Origin of the sequence: Alcanivorax limicola, assembly GCF_019931215.1 — a bacterium.
Classification (GTDB): Bacteria; Pseudomonadota; Gammaproteobacteria; order Pseudomonadales; family Alcanivoracaceae; genus Isoalcanivorax; species Isoalcanivorax limicola.
Genome location: NZ_JAIOUB010000002.1, coordinates 1 through 17,536 on the forward strand (window position 1 = coordinate 1; position 17,536 = coordinate 17,536).

At 59.4% G+C, this 17,536-nt stretch carries 10 protein-coding genes; all 10 read right to left on the reverse strand.

Annotation, left to right across the window (positions count from 1 at the left end; translation table 11 throughout):
• The coding region (locus tag K8B33_RS06110; protein WP_223424537.1) for a hypothetical protein at positions 1-203 on the reverse strand (203 nt) is incomplete at its 3' end.
• Between the two features lie 53 nt (positions 204-256).
• Positions 257-598 (reverse strand): hypothetical protein, encoded by a 342-nt coding sequence (locus K8B33_RS06115; RefSeq protein ID WP_223424539.1) that lies wholly within the window; start codon positions 596-598, stop codon positions 257-259.
• Positions 599-1,788: 1,190 nt separating this feature from the next.
• Positions 1,789-2,001, reverse strand: coding sequence for a hypothetical protein (locus K8B33_RS06120; protein ID WP_223424543.1), 213 nt, complete (start codon positions 1,999-2,001; stop codon positions 1,789-1,791).
• Positions 1,998-3,797, reverse strand: coding sequence for an RHS repeat domain-containing protein (locus K8B33_RS06125; protein ID WP_223424548.1), 1,800 nt, complete (start codon positions 3,795-3,797; stop codon positions 1,998-2,000). The genes K8B33_RS06120 and K8B33_RS06125 overlap by 4 nt, the downstream gene beginning before the upstream one ends.
• A gap of 116 nt (positions 3,798-3,913) precedes the next feature.
• Complete coding sequence (locus K8B33_RS06130; protein ID WP_223424552.1) at positions 3,914-4,393, reverse strand: SMI1/KNR4 family protein; 480 nt, start codon at positions 4,391-4,393, stop codon at positions 3,914-3,916.
• On the reverse strand, positions 4,390-6,840 hold the full coding sequence (locus K8B33_RS06135; protein ID WP_223424555.1) for an RHS repeat-associated core domain-containing protein: 2,451 nt from the start codon (positions 6,838-6,840) through the stop codon (positions 4,390-4,392). The genes K8B33_RS06130 and K8B33_RS06135 overlap by 4 nt, the downstream gene beginning before the upstream one ends.
• Before the next feature lie 188 nt (positions 6,841-7,028).
• Positions 7,029-7,415 (reverse strand): hypothetical protein, encoded by a 387-nt coding sequence (locus K8B33_RS06140; protein WP_223424560.1) that lies wholly within the window; start codon positions 7,413-7,415, stop codon positions 7,029-7,031.
• A 4-nt stretch (positions 7,416-7,419) separates the two neighbouring features.
• On the reverse strand, positions 7,420-7,821 hold the full coding sequence (locus tag K8B33_RS06145) for an HNH endonuclease (RefSeq protein WP_223424564.1): 402 nt from the start codon (positions 7,819-7,821) through the stop codon (positions 7,420-7,422).
• Positions 7,822-7,922: 101 nt separating this feature from the next.
• On the reverse strand, positions 7,923-8,201 hold the full coding sequence (locus K8B33_RS06150) for a hypothetical protein (RefSeq protein WP_223424566.1): 279 nt from the start codon (positions 8,199-8,201) through the stop codon (positions 7,923-7,925).
• Positions 8,201-17,512, reverse strand: a complete 9,312-nt coding sequence (locus K8B33_RS06155) for a DUF6531 domain-containing protein (protein WP_223424569.1) — start codon at positions 17,510-17,512, stop codon at positions 8,201-8,203. Before K8B33_RS06155 ends, K8B33_RS06150 begins: the two co-directional genes overlap by 1 nt.
• Positions 17,513-17,536 lie beyond the last annotated feature (24 nt).

Below are 17,536 nucleotides of genomic sequence, written 5' to 3' on the forward strand. Positions count from 1 at the left end.
TCGGTCTGGTGGATCAGGCGGTCGAAGCGGTCGTAGCGGTAGGCGGTGGTCCGGGCGGCGCCGCCTTCTGCGGTCAGGGTTTCTGTCACGCTCAGCAGGTTGTTGTTGGCGTCGTAGGCATAGGCTTCGCTGGCCAGTGCGCCGAGGTTCGTATCCAGCAGCCGGCGGGCGGTGCGGCGGACTAGTAGAGCCGTCGCAGGCATGCTCGGTCTGTGCCTGCAACTTACGGTTTGAATTAATTGTGTGTATTTTCCCTTTACGAAAAGACCTCGGGAAACTCGACAACGACTGAATCAGCATCGATTGGAATTTTATAAGACCTTTCGAATTTGCAAACCCTCCCGCCATCATCTATGTGATGCTCTGGATAATACATCCAATTTCCCGCCAGAAGTCGACCACATTTCGAGCACATCACACTGCGCAGATGTTCTTCCAAATCCGGCTCAATGTATAGCTGCTTTGTTACGTTCACAGCATGGATTTCACCGCAATTTCCACAGCATATGAGGCGGTGCCCCATATCCCCTTCTGGGTAGGTAATGAATAATTCGCCATTCATCCCCACCTTCCAACATCTGACTTTCTCCTTTTTCATTCTACGATCCTCACACTTCCGTTTAAAACATTGGTGTCCATCGTGCCCGGAAGCCGCATGGACGGAGCCGACACACTATCCACATTGTGGAGAGGAAAATTCTCCACATAGTTTCTTGGCGCCACAGCCGCAGAAGCATTCACGCCAGGGCTGTATTCAACTCTCAATACGGAAGGTGTCACACCCGGATTGTGATACTGGAACTCAGCAATCGCTCCAGCACGGGTATTATTCACATATGTTCCAGAAGAACCCAATCGACCCGGAGCAGTCCCCGCTCTAAACCCGCCCTGCTGAATTAGTGGAACTACGTCAGGATGGGTTGCATGGTATCCCACCCTCTTCGTCGCCGCTCCAACTCTACCCACAGGCGGCAACGGCATCGCACCTAGCGTAGCGTCCGTCCGGGCAGCCTGACGCATCCCTTGTGGTGCATTCGCATCACCCGCCAGACGGATAGACGTTACCATCTCGGCGAACCAACCGTAAGTCATCCCTTCCGTGGCTTGGGTTGACGCTGAATTACCCGTGCGCTCCCGCACAGAATCTCTGAAGCGCGCTGTCCCGTGGTCCTCGGCTCGCAGCCACGTCCTGGCAACCGAGTGATCAAAGGCTTCACTGACATCAATCGGTTGCCCGGCATCCGTGCGATTCAGGCGCCGCAACAACTCCCACATGGTTGAGGGCGGGGCATGCCCTCCAATCTTGTCTCGCGCACTGCTGAACGCAGCACTCGGGCTTTCCCCTGCTTCGCGCACTATGATCGCTGTCGGCAGATCACCCCCGCCGCTGCCAGCCAGCACGTCCCGGAGTGCCCTCACACCCGAGGCGTCGAGGATTGTTAAAGAGCTTACAGGCTTTCAGCCGGAGGCTGTGTTTTGTGTCAGCCCAAAGCCATGTTTCTTGTCAGCGATAACGAGAATGGTGGGTGACTATGATTTCGACTTCGCCAATGAGATTTCTTCGTTCCCTAAAGTTCCAATCAGCACTGCGCCTATTGCCTTACCACCTGAATCGTTCAGGTAGACAATTCCAGTGCCTTTCTCGTTCTTGAAAATATAGCTTTTAACTTTACTCTCCTTGCCGCCTTCTGCAAGAGCCCTTCTTAGCTCTTGCATTCCGAAAGTCAAAATTCCGGAATTTTCGGTAGTTTTTATGCGTATATTTATCTCGGCTAACAACTTGTGACATTAGCCTAGCTGACTTTTCGCCTCCTCAACAGCCTTAGTCCAATCATCAAGACTAAAAGACCACGGCACACGTGAAGGGCTCGGGTAGAGGTCGATATAACGGCCACCATCTGGCGATCGACGCAATTCGGCGACCATCTGATCGTTCCACCAAATTTCAGCAACCAAATCATCACGATCTGGACTACTGGCTATTTCTACGATGAAAGTCATAAGCGCGGCTCCAAGAACCCCAAGAACTCTCCCCTGTCGCCATATCGAACTCCACGACCATCAGGTGCTCGGACCTCAGTTACATTGCCAAAACGCGCATGATGGCGCGTAACAGTTGTATTTCCGGGAGCAGTCAGAATGTCGTCAACAACGTTTTGACCCTGTCGATTAATAGCGGCTGGATTCCCCTGAGCTGCAGGAAACACACTGCCGGAACGACTGCCGTGCTTCTGAAGTGCTCGTCCCGCAGCGGACAAGCCTCCGCGATCTAATGCACCAGCGGCGCGAGACAAATCATCTAGCGATCTTGCCCCACTCGTAACTCTACTCACCAGCGGCAACGGCATCGCACCTAGCGTAGCGTCCGTCCGGGCAGCCTGGCGCATCCCTTGTGGTGCATTCGCATCACCCGCCAGACGGATAGACGTTACCATCTCGGCGAACCAACCGTAAGTCATCCCTTCCGTGACCACAGAATCTCTGAAGCGCGCTGTCCCGTGGTCCTCGGCTCGCAGCCACGTCCTGGCAACCGAGTGATCAAAGGCTTCACTGACATCAATCGGTTGTCCGGCATCCGTGCGGTTCAGGCGCCGCAACAACTCCCACATGGTTGAGGACGGGGCATGCCCTCCAATCTTGTCTCGCGCACTGCTGAACGCAGCACTCGGGCTTTCATCTGCTTCGCGCACTATGATCGCTGTCGGCAGATCACCCCCGCCGCTGCCAGCCAGCACGTCCCGGAGTGCCCTCACACCCGAGGCGTCGAGGTAGGTGTAGCTTTCCCCGCCCCAGTTGCTACTCCGGCTGAAGGTTTTCAGGTGATCGCCCAGATCATTGGCCCGAACCACGTCCTGTATGGCACCGCTGGGCCGTCTGAAGCTGCGCTCCTCGTCTGCGGCGGCATAGACGCGCTGCAGCTCATCTGAGATCAGTGCTGCCCACCCATCCGGGTCCACATACACCGTCGGGTTCTGATAGGCATACAAGTACTTATGCAGGCTCGGCGGCATGCTCACATCGCCTGACCACGGGTCCTGGCTCAGGAAGCGGGCCGTCTCCGGGTCGTAATACCGGGCTTTGGCGTAGATCAGGCCGGTTTCCTGATCGTGTTCGTGGCCGGTGAAGCCGAAGCGGTTGAAGGAGGTACCGCTTTGTTGGCGGGTGTTGCCCCAGGCGTCATAGCTGTAGCGGGCGCTTACTGTGCCGTCTCGCCGTGTTAGCGCGATGGGGCTGTTCAGGGCATCGAACAGGTAATACTCGGGGAGGCTGTTGGCCGCCCGCAGGCTCAGCAGGCGGTCCGGGCCGTAGTCGTAGCGGGCGGTCAGGGTGTTGTTGCCGTCGCTCTGGAACAGCACGGCCTGGTCGTCGTGGGTGTAGCGCTCGATGCCGCGCTCGCCCTGCTTCTCGGTGCGCATGCCCCGGTAGTCGTAGAGGAACTGGCCCAGGGTGGAGCCACCCTGGGTGATCTCGCGCAGGTGGTTGCGGGCGTCGTAGGTGAAGGTGGTGGTGTTACCGCTCTGGACCTTGCTGATCTGGTTGCCGTTGGCGTCGTAGCCGAAGGTGGCGTTGTGGGCCGGCTCGATGCTGTCGCTGATGTCGGTCAGCTGGTGGCGGCTGTTGTAGGCCAGGGTCTTGTTGCTGAGCAGCTCGTCGCTGGCCAGGTCGGTGACGGTCTCAGTGACCCGGTTCCAGGCGGCGTCGTAGGTGTAGGTGGTGATCTCTTCCCCGAAGCCGTTGTGCTCGGTCTGCTGAGTACGATTGCCGTTGCCGTCGTACTGGTAGCCGTAGCGGGCCACTTCGCCGCCGTGGTTACAGCGAAGCGGAAGGGGTACAGATTATTAAAGAGCTTACCGGTTCATCGACAGGAAGCAGGATCCCGCCATAAAGTTGTTCGGAAAACACCGGGCATCGACTACTTCTTCTGATCGAGGGACTTCAAGAACTCTGGATCGATCCATGCGCTCTTTACTTGGTCAGGCTTGAGCTCAACGCTGCCCGGATCGAATGGCTCGAGCAGCTCAATGAAACGCGAGAAGCTGTCCGCCAGTTTTGTATCCCTTTTCGGTTCTTCGTGGTCCCAGAAAAAGACACCGCCTCCGGCCAAGACGTCCAGGCAAACATAGTTACCCCCTTCAGCCCATGCGATCGGAATGCGGCCATCAACCAAATTCTCAATAAAATTACATTCCTTGCGGATCCGATGTAAAGGAATGAACTCATTGATCCCGGATTCGTTCGATTCTGAAATCGAAAAGATATTCAGTTTTGGTTTTGCGCCATCGTGTTTCGCGACAAAATGCCGATAATCAACGGGGAAAGAGACCCTCATATCCTGTTCAACATTACGGATCTCCTCTTCCGATAGACTGCGCCCACCTAAAATATCGATCATTGAGTGCCTCTATGCCGAATCACTGCCGCACCACCTGTATGGCGCACAGCATTATGAATTTCCTGCGGTATCAGCTGCATCGTTCTACCATCTTCCACGTGATGCCAAACATAACCAGATGGAGTCTGTGGCAATCCCACGGCCCTATTCGCTACCAAGGCGTCCTTCGCGTAATTCCCTGTCAACCCGTCAAGTTCGACTTGAGCTCTGCTGTGCGGAGAGAAATCTGGGAATCCCCTTTCGTCGAACCTCACTCCAGAGGGATGTGTCTGGCCAGCGTACTGACTATTGATAGGCCTCCGCCCACCGACAGTTGCCACCTCTCTGTTTGTAACTGCTTCAGCCGCACCCGAAGAACGCCCACGAATACTCTGAACGCCCTTCGTCGCCATCATACCACCAGGAACGGCATAAATGGCTCGCTCCCAGTTTGCCAGCTCCTGCTCACTGACCGGGAGGCGGCCTTCCTTAAGGACAAACGCACTGCACACAGGCGTTGCGTCACAAGCGACATCGCCCATTGTGTTCGTCATCTGGATCGCTTGCGCATGCGTTTCCCGCAACTGACGTTGCCCGGGCGAACCTTCGGCCAGAAGCTCTTCAAGCCAGTCACGGGCGCCCGGGTTACTTTCCGCTTCTGCTACCTGTCGCTGTCCTGCCGCAGCAGCTGCACGTCGGCCGTCTTCGCGATCCAGCTCAAACAGGTTGCAGTTTCTTCTGTCCGCGACACAGTCCGCATTGCGCCGGTCCCTCGGATTCTCCGGTCTGGGCTGGATATTGCTGACGTCGGCGACCGGCTGGCCGCTGACGTGCTGGTCGCCTGCCCCGCACTGATGGGTGTAGACACGGTCCACCAAACAGATGGGCTGCCACCCATCCGGGTCCACATACACCGTCGGGTTCTGATACGCATACAGGTACTTATGCAGGCTCGGCGGCATGCTCACATCGCCAGACCAGGGGTCCTGGCTCAGGAAGCGGGCGGTTTCCGGGTCGTAGTAGCGCGCCTTGGCGTAGATCAGGCCGGTTTCCTGATCATGTTCGTGGCCGGTGAAGCCGAAGCGGTTGAAGGAGGTGCCGCTTTGCTGCCGTGTATTGCCCCAGGCATCGTAGCTGTAGCGGGCGCTTACTGTGCCGTCTCGCCGTGTTAGCGCGATCGGGCTGTTCAGGGCATCGAACAGGTAATACTCGGGGAGGCTGTTGGCCGCTCGCAGGCTCAGCAGGCGGTCCGGGCCATAGTCGTAACGGGCCGTCAGGGTGTTGTTGCCGTCGCTCTGGAACAGCACGGCCTGGTCGTCGTGGGTGTAGCGCTCGATGCCGCGCTCGCCCTGCTTCTCGGTGCGCATTCCCCGGTAGTCGTACAGGAACTGGCCCAGGGTGGAGCCGCCCTGGGTGATCTCGCGCAAGTGGTTGCGGGCGTCGTAGGTGAAGGTGGTGGTGTTGCCGCCCTGGACCTTGCTGATCTGGTTGCCGTTGGCGTCGTAGCCGAAGGTGGCGTTGTGGGCTGCATCCACGCTGTCGGTGATATCAGTGAGCTGGTGGCGGCTGTTGTAGGTCAGGGTCTTGTTGCTGAGCAGCTCGTCGCTGGCCAGGTCGGTGACGGTCTCAGTGACCCGGTTCCAGGCGTCGTCGAAGGTGTAGGCTTCAGCCTTGTCCGGGTAGTGCACGGCCTGGAGCCGGTCGGCGGCGTCGTAGGTGTAGGTGGTGATTTCTTCCCCGAAGCCGTTGTGTTCGGTCTGCTGAGTACGGTTGCCGTTGCCGTCGTACTGGTAGCCGTAGCGGGCCACTTCGCCGCCGTGGTGGCGGTGGACCAGGCTGGTCAGGCGGTGGCCGGTGTCGTAGCCGTAATCGCTCACGCCGCCATGGGGGTAGGCGATGCGGCTGAGCTGGTCAGTGCGGCGGTAGCTGTAGCGGGTCTCGCCGTCCTGGGTGGCGACGCTGCTCAGGCGGTTGCGGCGGTCGTAGCGGTATTGGGTGACATGCCCGGCGGAGGACAGCAGGCGGGTGCGGTTGCCGTTGTCGTCGTAGCTGTAGCTGACCGTCTGCCCGAAGTGGTCGGTCTGGTGGATCAGGCGGTCGAAGCGGTCGTAGCGGTAGGCGGTGGTCCGGGCGGCGCCGCCTTCTGCGGTCAGGGTTTCTGTCACACTCAGCAGGTTGTTGTTGGCGTCGTAGGCATAGGCTTCGCTGGCCAGTGCGCTGAGGTTCGTATCCAGCAGCCGGCGGGCGGTGCGGCGGTCCAGGGCGTCGTAGTCGTGCTCGATCAGGGTGCCGTCGGGCAGGCTTTCCAGGCGCAGGTTGCCGTGGGCGTCGTACTCCAGATAGGCGTGGATGGTGTTGTCCGGGTAGCGCTGCTGCAGCGGCCGGCCCAGGGGGTCGTAGGTCCAGTGGGTCTGCCGACCCGCGCCGTTCGCCCCATGCGTCCACTGATATTTCCCTGGGTTCGACAAATATCGATAAGATCCGCACCTACCGCGCGATGAACATGCGCAACACCAGACAGGCCTTCCGACAAAATCCGGTTATAGTTGTGCGTAGCCAGTTCATCAATACGCGAATATGCGCAGCCCACCGCTCAGGACTCAGATGCCCATAATTGCCCGCACTTCCGCTCCACGACTTAACGTAGTATTTGACTCTAGAAATTGATAAACGGGAAAATCCTTCGAAACATTTCCTCTACCTCGTGATTCTCCGACAAACTCTGTTGAATCGCATCAGGAGACGCGGGCATATCGTAGATTTTCTTATTCCTTTTTATCGCCAAACCCGTTAATGCGAGATCTTCATCATCGGATCTATTCCAAACAGGATCAAATCCAACGATGCGGTAAACGGACGACAATGGCCCGTCAAACTCCATTAGATCAAGCAAATATCCTGGCATCTCGGAAACATCCATCTCCCCCACTGTCAGCACTGCCCACTCTCTCAGTTCACCGGTATCGATAGCCGACGAAAACAGACTGGCGACCACAAATCCGATGGTCTCACTATCTTCTTTCGTTAATCCTGTAGTAACCATGACGCTATCGCCCTTGTGACATCCCTTCCCAACCAAGATGGCCGGTACGTTTATGAATATCTCGCGGAACTAACTGCATGCGGCCAGTATCTTGGTGATGGTGCCACGAATAACCATCAATCCTTGGCGAACCGCTTCTTATCTGCTGCAACTGGGCATCCGTGAAACTGGCGGTACGGACCTGCCCTCTACCAACGGCTTCCGCCAAATCAGATGTGGCCATTTGCATTTGTTGTGTGTAACTCGCCCCTCTGAACTGATCAACTGGCAGGCGCGTGTCAAAACGAGCCACATCATCAAAGATCGGAAAGCCTCGCCGGTCAAAGACGATCCCGGTCACAGGATAGCGTTGCCCTGTCAGGAGAACGTTCCTGCCACCCAGCGGCGGAACGGTCGTAGAAGTCACGCTGCCTGCACCATGGACGGTTTCTAGCTGCTGTCTAGCAGCATGAGGCGCATACGGAACATCGTTACCTAAAGAGCGGGCGGGATTGTTTGCCCCCCCTTTTAGATTATTTCCTTGCGAATTTCTCCAATAGCTTTCGCTAATGGCTTGAAGCTTTCTGGCTGCTCAAAGTATACGTCTGACCCCTGCCTTGAGAAAGTGAGGACCTCCAGCTTTGCTTTACTGAGATCATTACAATCCAAAGCATCAATTAGACGCTGTGCAGTCGCAGCTATCATTTCCATTCCTGCCCGTCGTTCTTCATCAACCCCCGGAGCAGGGATGTCCATTGTATATGCATGAAGCTCAGTTTCAGCCCACGTTTTTAGGTGTGCATTCATTACGGAAGCTCCTCAATAATCGCTCTTGGACCCAAGACATTATATGTTTGATCAGCCCCGCCGGTTAGGTGGCTGCCGTACTGAGTCTGCGGCGCCACTCTACCTTGAAACACCGTTGTGCCCGGCTGCAACCTAACCGTAGCTGCTTGAGTAGCGTTATTATTGGGGAGTGCCAATCGTTCGATCCTAGATTGTGGCGTGGACAACCATTCCGATGTAGACCACCTACCTCCCAACTGTGCATTAACTCCATCAAAATAACGGAATTCAGTCAATTCTTGAGCAAGTGTGTTAACCCGGAATGTTTCTAGATCAAAAGCTCGAATAAGCTGATTTCGTTCGGATACGGGAAGATCCGGACGAGCCTCACGCAATATTTGTCTTCCTTGTCGGACATTCGCCGCCGCTTCCGCTCGAATGGCAGCCGTATTGTTGTTTGGAACCACCGCCTGCGCCCGCCGACTCACCGGCGCTTCCGAGATATCCGGTACGGCATTATCGTATCGGGAACCTTGTCCGCCTGTCTGCACCGTATTGATCTGCGGGACGCGCTGGTTCTCCACAACCCGTGTTTGCCGCTGGGGAGCAGTATCTACCGCTTCGCTGATTTTACGGCTTCGATGCAGCATCCCGGGGAGTCGCGACGGGAAACTCCCCGTCATCAGAAGGAGGGCTGCTGGCCCCGTCGACGCCGTGAGCGAGGCGGTGTGAGTCTCAAACTCCTCAACCGTGACATCAAAGTACGCCGCCCCGGCCCGGCTCGGAAGCGACAGGGCATTCAGCCCCGCATTGGCCAGCGCGATGGGCACATTCAGGACAGACGAGCCTGCTGCGGCAGCGTAATCCAGGCTCTTGTAGCCGCTATTCACTCGCTGGAACGGCTCCAGCTGGAAGGTTTCATCCGTCAGGCGACGATTGAAGGCCGGTATGGGCTCTTCGCCATCCGGGTCCACATACACCGTCGGAGTGCGGTTGCCGTTGTCGTCGTAGCTGTAGCTGACCGTCTGCCCGAAGTGGTCGGTCTGGTGGATCAGGCGGTCGAAGCGGTCGTAGCGGTAGGCTGTGGTCCGGGCGGCGCCGCCTTCTGCGGTCAGGGTTTCTGTCACACTCAGCAGGTTGTTGTTGGCGTCGTAGGCATAGGCTTCGCTGGCCAGTGCGCTGAGGTTCGTATCCAGCAGCCGGCGGGCGGTGCGGCGGTCCAGGGCGTCGTAGTCGTGCTCGATCAGGGTGCCGTCGGGCAGGCTCTCCAGGCGCAGGTTGCCGTGGGCGTCGTACTCCAGATAGGCGTGGATGGTGCTGTCCGGGTAGCGCTGCTGCAGCGGCCGACCCAGGGGGTCGTAGGTCCAGTGGGTCTGCCGGCCCGCGCCATCGGTCACCTGGAGGCGGGCGCCTTCGCCGGTGTAGTGGTAGTGCGTGGTGTTCTGCACAGGGTCGGTCACGCGCTCGGGCAGGTTGGCCAGGGTCCAGTCGGTCTGCCAGACCCCGCCTTCCGGGGTGGTGCGTGTTGTCCGATTGCCGTTGGCGTCGTAGGCAAAGGTGGTGACCTGGTTGCGGGGGTCGGTCTGTGTGAGGCGCTGGCCGCGCTTGTCGTAGCTCCAGTGGGTCTGCTGGTTCTCGGCGTCACGGCGGGTGATCAGGTTGCCCTGGGCGTCGTAGGTGTGCACCACCACGGCAGCGGCTTCGCCGACTTCGCGGCTGACCAGGTTGGCATCATTGTATTCCCAGGTGGTGGTATAGCCGTTAGCGTCACGGCGCCGGAGCAGGTTGCCTTCGCCGTCGTGATCTTCGGACAGCACCAGCACGCCGTCACGCCAGGTGCGTGTGCGGCGATGCAGGCCGTCGTAGGCGTAGCGCGTCTCGATGTCGCGGCTGTCGGTTTCGCTGACGAGATTGCCGTGGGCGTCATAATCCAGCTGGCGCACCTGGCCCAGTGGGTCGGTCACATGGACCAGGCGGCCGAGGGCGTCGAACACCTGCACATGGGTGCCGCCGCGGGCGTCCTGACGCAGGACGGGGTTGCCTTCGGCATCGTAGGTGGTGTGCTGCGCCTGGCCCAGGGGATTGATCTCGCTGACGGGGCGGTTCAGCACATCGTAGACCGTTTCCCAGGTCTGTTCGGGGTGCACGCTCAGGGTGTCGTTGATGTGCCGGTAACGCAGGTTGCCCTGGTTGTCATAGACGTAACGGATTTCCAGCTCGTCTTCCGCATGCTGTGGCATGAAGGCGGCGCTGCGCTCGCCGAACGCGTTGTAGTGGTAGCGGGTCACGGTGCCGCGGGCGTCGGTTTCGCTCAGCACGGCGCCGCGGGCATCATAGCTGAAGGCTTCCAGCAGGCCCTGATCGTCGGCGGCCTGGCGCAGGCGATTGCGGTGATCCCAACTGCGCTGGATCACGTTCTGATTTGGCCAGGCTTCGGTGAGCACATTGCCGGCATCGTCGTGGGTATAGGTGATCGCCCCCAACGGCGCGGGGCGCTCGAGGCGAGTCAGGCGCCCTGCCTCGTCATAGGTATAGCGGGTTGCCGCACGGCGGCTGTTGAGGCTCAGCGTCCGGTCGCCCAGGTTGTTGTAGGTGTGTTGTTGTTCGGATAACAGCGCGTCGTCCGCGCCGTAATGCCGTTGCCGGGCGAGCTGGCCGTCCTGCGTCCAGTCGCGCACGATGCGGTTGCCATTGGCATCGGTTTCAGCGACCACGTTATCGTGGCCATCGTAGGCCCAGAGCAACGTGCGGCCCAGGGGCGCCTCCTGGCGCACCATGCGATGCATGGTGTCATAAACATAGGTGACGGTGTCGCCAAGCCGGTTGGTTTCGGATGTCCGGTTGCCCTGCTCGTCGTAACCGTAAAGCGTGATCTCGCCATCCGCATCGGTATGTGTCAGGGGCAGCCCGCGCGGGGAATAGCTCCAGCTATCCGTTCTGCCGTTGCCCCGGTCTTCGTGCAAGATCCAGCCTTGCTCGTCAACCGCGTACTGCACCGCACGGACACCGTCGGCGCCGCCCTGGGTGCTGCTCGCCGTGCGATGATCGTGATCGTTCCAGATATGCGTGGTCACGATGCCCAGTGCGTCGGTCTCGGCCACCAGATTGCCATGGGCGTCGTAAGACCAACTCGTCTGCTCGTCGTCGCCGCCAGGCACGGTCCGTGTTTCGTGCACCCTGCGCCCGGCTTCGTCGTATTGCCAGTGCGTCTCGAAGCCATTGCGGTTTATATGAAGAACACGATTCCCCGCTGCATCGTAGGCGTAGTGCTCAGTGATACCCAGCGGGTGGCTCGCCTCAAGCAAGCGCCCGAACATATCACGGCGGTATCTGATTGCTCTTTTATCACGCGCTATTGCTTCACCGGTCTGATGTCCCAGGTCGTTCCAGGTCAGGGTTTTGCTGCAACAGAGCTCCGGCTCTATGCGGATAACATGCCCTGCCCGGTCATAGTTGTAGGAGGTGCCCCAGCCGTTACGATCCACCGCTCGCAGGCGATCACCGTTGCCGGCATAGCTGTATTCCTCCTCCGTGCCGTCCGGGTATTGCGTTCTCAGCAGGTTCCCGCGACCGTCATAGGTAAAACGCGTCTCATGGCCGTTGCGATCTGTCTGGCTGCGCAATCTGTTTTTGATAGCGCCGTTGGCGAACTGACTCGGCGAATAATAGCGTCGCTCCAGCGCCGGCTCGCTCTGCAGGCGCTCACGTATCACGTTGCCGTGATCATCATAGTCATAGGTCGTTTTGAGTGGGCCCGCTGAGGAGCGCACCGTCTCGGCACGCAGCAGGATGTCATCATCCCACTGATAGTCGATACGCGGCAGGGACTGGGAGAGCACCAGGCCTTGCGCCGTCATGACGTAATCCACATTATCGCCGCGGAAATTATTGACGCGTGTTGTCGGGGCCTCCTCGCCGATGCGCGCACCATATTGGAAACGCATGGACACCGTGCCGTTCTGTCGTGTCTGGCGGTCAATGCCGGTTACCGCAATGCCCGGCATGGCAACATCACGCCAGGAAAGCGGTAAGGATTCATAGGTGTATTCGGTGGTGTAACCCAGAGGATCTGTGACGCCCTCCAGCTGATACCGTTTAAGGAAATCCTCAATAGAGCTGATTTCGTCAATATCTGCGTACTGGTAGACCTCGACGCTGTCGTCATGGCCCGGGTTATGCTTGCGCACCGAAGTGAGCCGTCCATGCTCGTCGTACGCGTAATCCACCCGATATCCCATGGGGCCCTGGATCGACTCCACGAGCTCAAAACGTACGGCTTCACCGACAAATTTCTCGCTATAACTGAACACCAGAGAGCGTCCGGCGCCATCGGTGACGGCACGCAACCTGGGCTGGCTCACGGTGGTGTCATAGTCCAGCGTCACCCGATTGCCGTTGGTGTCCTCGATATAACTGAGCAGCCAGCGGTTGCGGACGCGATACTCCGGTATGACGATGTAGTGATAGCGCGTACCGTCCTTGCTGAAGTAATCGAACGAGGAGCTGGAGCTGCTGAGTGTGCGGCGCAGCGTGCCGTTGTAGCCCTTGCCCGGCACCATTTCACCATCTTCAGCAAAGCTATCACCCTCAAAGAACTGGCCGCCACCGCCCGGGCCGCCCGCAACGCGCCATGCGCCACAGCCCATGGATTCCACGTAACCGTTGAAAATATGCCCCCAGCCACGACCGAAGGGGCTGGCATCTTCGCTCGCGGCGGAATTGAAGAAGCGCTGCAGTGCGATACCCGGCCCGCGGCCGTCCAGCCGAAAGTCTTCGCGCGTCAGAGACAAGCCGCCATTGAACAGGTTGACGCCCTCAACCAGTGTGTGGCCGATGGGCAAGGGGTTGGATCTGGCTGACACCAGAATCTTGCCAGTGCGCTCTTCGATGTGGCCGTCCAGGGACGATACAGCCAGCATCTCGTAATCACGGAAGCCCATGCCGGCTGCGTAGGGAACGTCGTGCCTGCCCGCCGGAAATACCTCTGCATCAACCAGCACCTGCGCACCCACGGAGACGGTAACGGTGGCCTCGTGGCTTAACGTAAAGGAGATCTGCTGACCCTGGGTGCATGACCAGTCGTTGTGAACATCGACAGCCCGCACCGCCGCAAAAAGATGATCTTGAGCAGGCGCCATAAAGATCGGCAAATGCAATGCCGGCGCCACAGGCTCGGAACGAATACGGTGCGGCAGTACCTCATACTCCAGGGCGTGCGAGGCTTCCGGCTTCACCTCGACACCCGGCATAAGCGTCGCCGGGGCAGGGGCTGAAAAGCCACCGGAAAACAGCAGGCTGTCATCCTGTAAAAACCGCAGTCTGTGGCCGTCTGCCGGATAATTGGCAGGGCGTAGCCAGGTTTCCACCTGCACACCGGTATCGGTCTCATACACGCCTGGCGCGACAATGCGCAGCGGAATCTGCTCCGGCGCGTCCGGGTGGGAGGACGTCACTGCGGCGATGCCAGGCTCCAGCACCCATACGTCACCGGCCGGTTGTTGCTCCATGCTATAGCTGATCCGCTCGTTGACCTGGGTCGCCACCAGCGAATGCGCGTCACCGGCCCTGAGCTGCCATTCCTCAAACCCCGGGGTCACTCTGAAAAGGTGCCGGGGGCCACGCTCACCGTGAAATGCGGTGAGCGGGAACTCCACAGAGCCGGTCATCCATATGGGAAACCGCCCCGGTGTCTCCCTCCCGGTAATGGTCAGCTCGAAGACACCGTCTCCTTGATACCGGCTGGCGATATCCACACCGTCGGATACAAAGGCAAGGTCGCCCGGTTCGGCGGGCACCAGCTTCTCGATTTCAGGTAATAATCGCAGCGCCTCGGATGGGTGGATATGAATATCGTGGCTCGCGAACATATCCGCCAACTCGCCATACCAGGCTGGCGGCACAGGCTCGGTGACCAGTTGCGGCCAATGGATGGTGATATATTGCTTGTACGCCATCTCCTGATTGATACCCGTGGCGTCAATGCGCTCCCCCTGGGGAGAAAACACCGCTGTAGCCGACATGGCCGGCGTATTCATTGAGCTACTGACAGGAATATCCTCGAAGGAACGCACGGCCAGGGCGCCTATCTGAACACTGACCGATTGCGCCGCTGACGGCGGCCCTTCGGCTCTGACAAAGCCGAAGATCCTGCGTCCCGCATAATCCGTCTCAATCTCGATGATCGCGCGTGCGCAGCCACGCCACACCATTTCTCCAGCACAGTCGGTGGCATGATCTACCAGCCCTCCGGGAACAAGCCGGGGCTCAGGTTCAACCTCGTACTGCGCACTGACACCGACATTGGCAACCGGGTTGCCGTAGGCATCGGTGACATGCAGCGCAAAATTGCCGACAAAGCGGCCGCCGCCGGAATCCAGATTGTTATAAAGCTGCGGAGGCTGGGTAATCGCGGACACTTCATCCGCATCGCCCGGGGCGAGAATCAGTCGAAATGGCGCACTGGTGCGCATTGCGCCAGATCCGGCGTCCACCGCCATCGCCTGCACCAGCGATGTTGATACGCGGGTCGGCTGCTTGTCGCCCGGGTTCAGCATCATGTAAGACACCACACCGCTACCGGTACTGTAGCCAAAATCTGCATTCACCAGCGCGATGCCGGTATCGTCCGTTAACACAGGCTCAGCAGAAACGTCAGCGTCACCGGCAACTACCGAAAAATATACGGGCACACCCGCCTTGGGGCGCCCCAGGATATCCAGCACTTGTACCATCAGCGGCGGTGCCGCTGCGCCGGGCCGGCCAATCAGCCAGTCCGTTCCGCCCAGTTTTCTGATTGCGCCTATGGGAGAATCAGCTGGCGCCGGGTCGCTGTAGATCAACGCCAATGCCCGTCGGATATCGTCCATGGGCCATTGCGAGGAGGCCGATGATCCCCCGGCCAGACCGCCACTGATAAAATAGCCCGCACTACCGGTTTGCGGTTCAGTAACACGCCAGACCGAGCCCTGCCACTCATCAAACTGAATTGACGTAGCGGGCAGCATGACCTCCATGCCGCGGCCCAACCAGCGCTGCACATCCTGTATGACATGCGGCGCATGATCGCCGGGCACCGTGTCGCCGGCGGTCAACGTAAGCAGCGGAATATTCTGGCGCTGTGCTTCCTTGAGCCCCAGATCTGCTGAAATGGCGCTGACACTGAAGTTGCTACGGAATATATCGCTTTCAAGCCACGAACCGTGCAGCGCGCTGGCTCCCATCCATTGCGCCGCGCGGTGTTGCTGGCCTGCCTGCTGATAGACGGGCTCCGTAACATGCAGCATGGCGTCCAGTGTCAGTGCTTCCCAGCGCAACCCTTGCAAGGTGTCGAGCACATAATCATGGCGGTAGCCGTTGGCGGCCACTGTCAGTGCTGGCCAGGGATGAGCCAGGCTGAATCCCGAGACGGCAGCCAGCTGCTGTTCGTCCTTGAACCACTGGCGGTTATAACGCGCCGCAAGTTGGCTGAGCAGTCGCGCACCAGCGTATTCGGTGTCGCCTTCACTGCGGGAGCTGTAATCGATTTCCGCTGGCCCCTGGTGTGCCATGAGCGAAAGGGCTTGATACCCCCCGGCAGCCCAGGCGCGCTGTATACGTTGCTCGCCATAGGGTGCAATCAGTTCGATACGCGCCTGATGCCATTCGCCGAGCGACAAGGCACCTGCCCCGACTGCAACGCGCTCACCGTTCAAACGGATCTGCGGGCGCAAGCTGACCAGCCATGCGGGGGTGCTGGCCAGGCCGCCAAAGGCGTTGATCGTATCCTGGACGTCCGTCGTCGCTGGCAGCCAGGAGAGCGTCAGACGCTGGTTATTCACCTCTGGCAAGAGCAGCTCGTGGGAAAGCAAAGGGGTAGGCGCAGGGCCTTCAGACATCAAGGTAACACGCACCCGATGCACCAGTGAGGCCGGGAACGCCGCGCCTTCCTCGCGTACCGCGCGGACTTCGAACGGCGTGTTCGCTGGCAAAAAATCATGGCCAGCCTTTCCGCGCCAGGCTTCATCCTGCAGTGCAGACAACGCCAGGCCCTGTTCTGCATCCAGGGATGAATAGGTTCCCGACAGGATGAAGGACGCCAGGGATTCGCCCTGTGTGCTTTCCAGCCACGCGCCTTGCAGATCGGAAATATCCTGATCTGCCAGTGCAATAAAATCTTGCACCAACTCGTGTGTATTGCCTTGCGCCAGCGGCATCATCGGCACCCACGCACTCCCTGAACGATCCACCAGGGCGCCGCGATAATTGCCGTATGCCACACGTGCTGCCAGCCAGACATAATCCAGATCGAAGGCCGTGATGGTGCCCTGTGCAGTGACTGGCGATACCGGACGGCCATGGCGCTGCAGGAACTGCAGCTGCTGCAGCGGCTCGGCGATACCGGTGCTGTCGAAGATGTCGTCCACCGGCACGCGCACTACCCCATGGAGGTAGCGTGTTGGAATGGATGCCGCTCGCAGCAAGGCGCTAAGCAGCAAGGCCGCATCCGCATCATTGCCAGAGCGCAGCGAGAGCGTTGTATCGGCACCTTGCATGGCGCCCTGATACCACCGGGGGCGAATCTCCTCCTGCATGAATTGCAGAATGCGCACCGGGTCATACCCCAGCGCTTCAGCCTTCAGGAGAATCGCCTCCGAGAGGGGCGCCAACCTGCTCGCCGAAAGGTCCTCCGGGACCACGTCGATATCGACTTCCCGCGCGTACACCGGCTTGATGGGCGCGTGCGGCATGATCAGCGGCACGGCAAGACGAGTCTGCGAATAGGGCAGCGTCGTGTTGCCCAATACAGGCCGCCGACGGGACAGTGCCCGGGCGCGCTCCAGCGCCTCGCTCAAGCCAGCCAGGCGGTAGCGATCTACAAAATCCGTGCTCCGGTGCCAGACGCCCAGAAACGATGCCTCTGATGCCAACTCTGTGCGTTGCAACCAGGCCTGGATCAGCGTGTGCCAGGGATCAGTCTTGCTGATGTAGTCATCAAGCCCGCGTGCCAGCTCATCGCGTGCCACCGCTGACAACCCGGGCGCCTCCAGCCATGCGTTCATGCGATGGCGATATAACATATCGGCCGCCTGCACGGTTCTGTAGCGCGCGCGTAGCGTCTCACCGTGCGCCAGCGTGCTATCGCCGCTATCCAGAATGTGCGCCAATGTTCTGGCCAGCCCGCCCCATGCGTCATGCAGCGACTGGTACAGCTCACCGATGCCGTCATCCAGATACAGGGCCTGCGATGTCTGTGCTGCGGCAACCGCGCTACTGTGGTCGGCATCCATCGCCCGCGCGCCAGCCCCGGCGCCCAACGTCATCAGGGCAAGTGCCGCAACAAATATCCCTTTCATTATTCTTCCCCCCGGCCTGATGCC

Bases quoted from the DNA above. Each gene is read 5' to 3' on its own strand.
- K8B33_RS06150 (WP_223424566.1), bottom strand. From the start codon at position 8,201: ATGAATGCACACCTAAAAACGTGGGCTGAAACTGAGCTTCATGCATAT.
- K8B33_RS06120 (WP_223424543.1), bottom strand. From the start codon at position 2,001: ATGACTTTCATCGTAGAAATAGCCAGTAGTCCAGATCGTGATGATTTG.
- K8B33_RS06140 (WP_223424560.1), bottom strand. From the start codon at position 7,415: ATGGTTACTACAGGATTAACGAAAGAAGATAGTGAGACCATCGGATTT.
- K8B33_RS06130 (WP_223424552.1), bottom strand. From the start codon at position 4,393: ATGATCGATATTTTAGGTGGGCGCAGTCTATCGGAAGAGGAGATCCGT.
- K8B33_RS06155 (WP_223424569.1), bottom strand. From the start codon at position 17,512: ATGAAAGGGATATTTGTTGCGGCACTTGCCCTGATGACGTTGGGCGCC.
- K8B33_RS06115 (WP_223424539.1), bottom strand. From the start codon at position 598: ATGAAAAAGGAGAAAGTCAGATGTTGGAAGGTGGGGATGAATGGCGAA.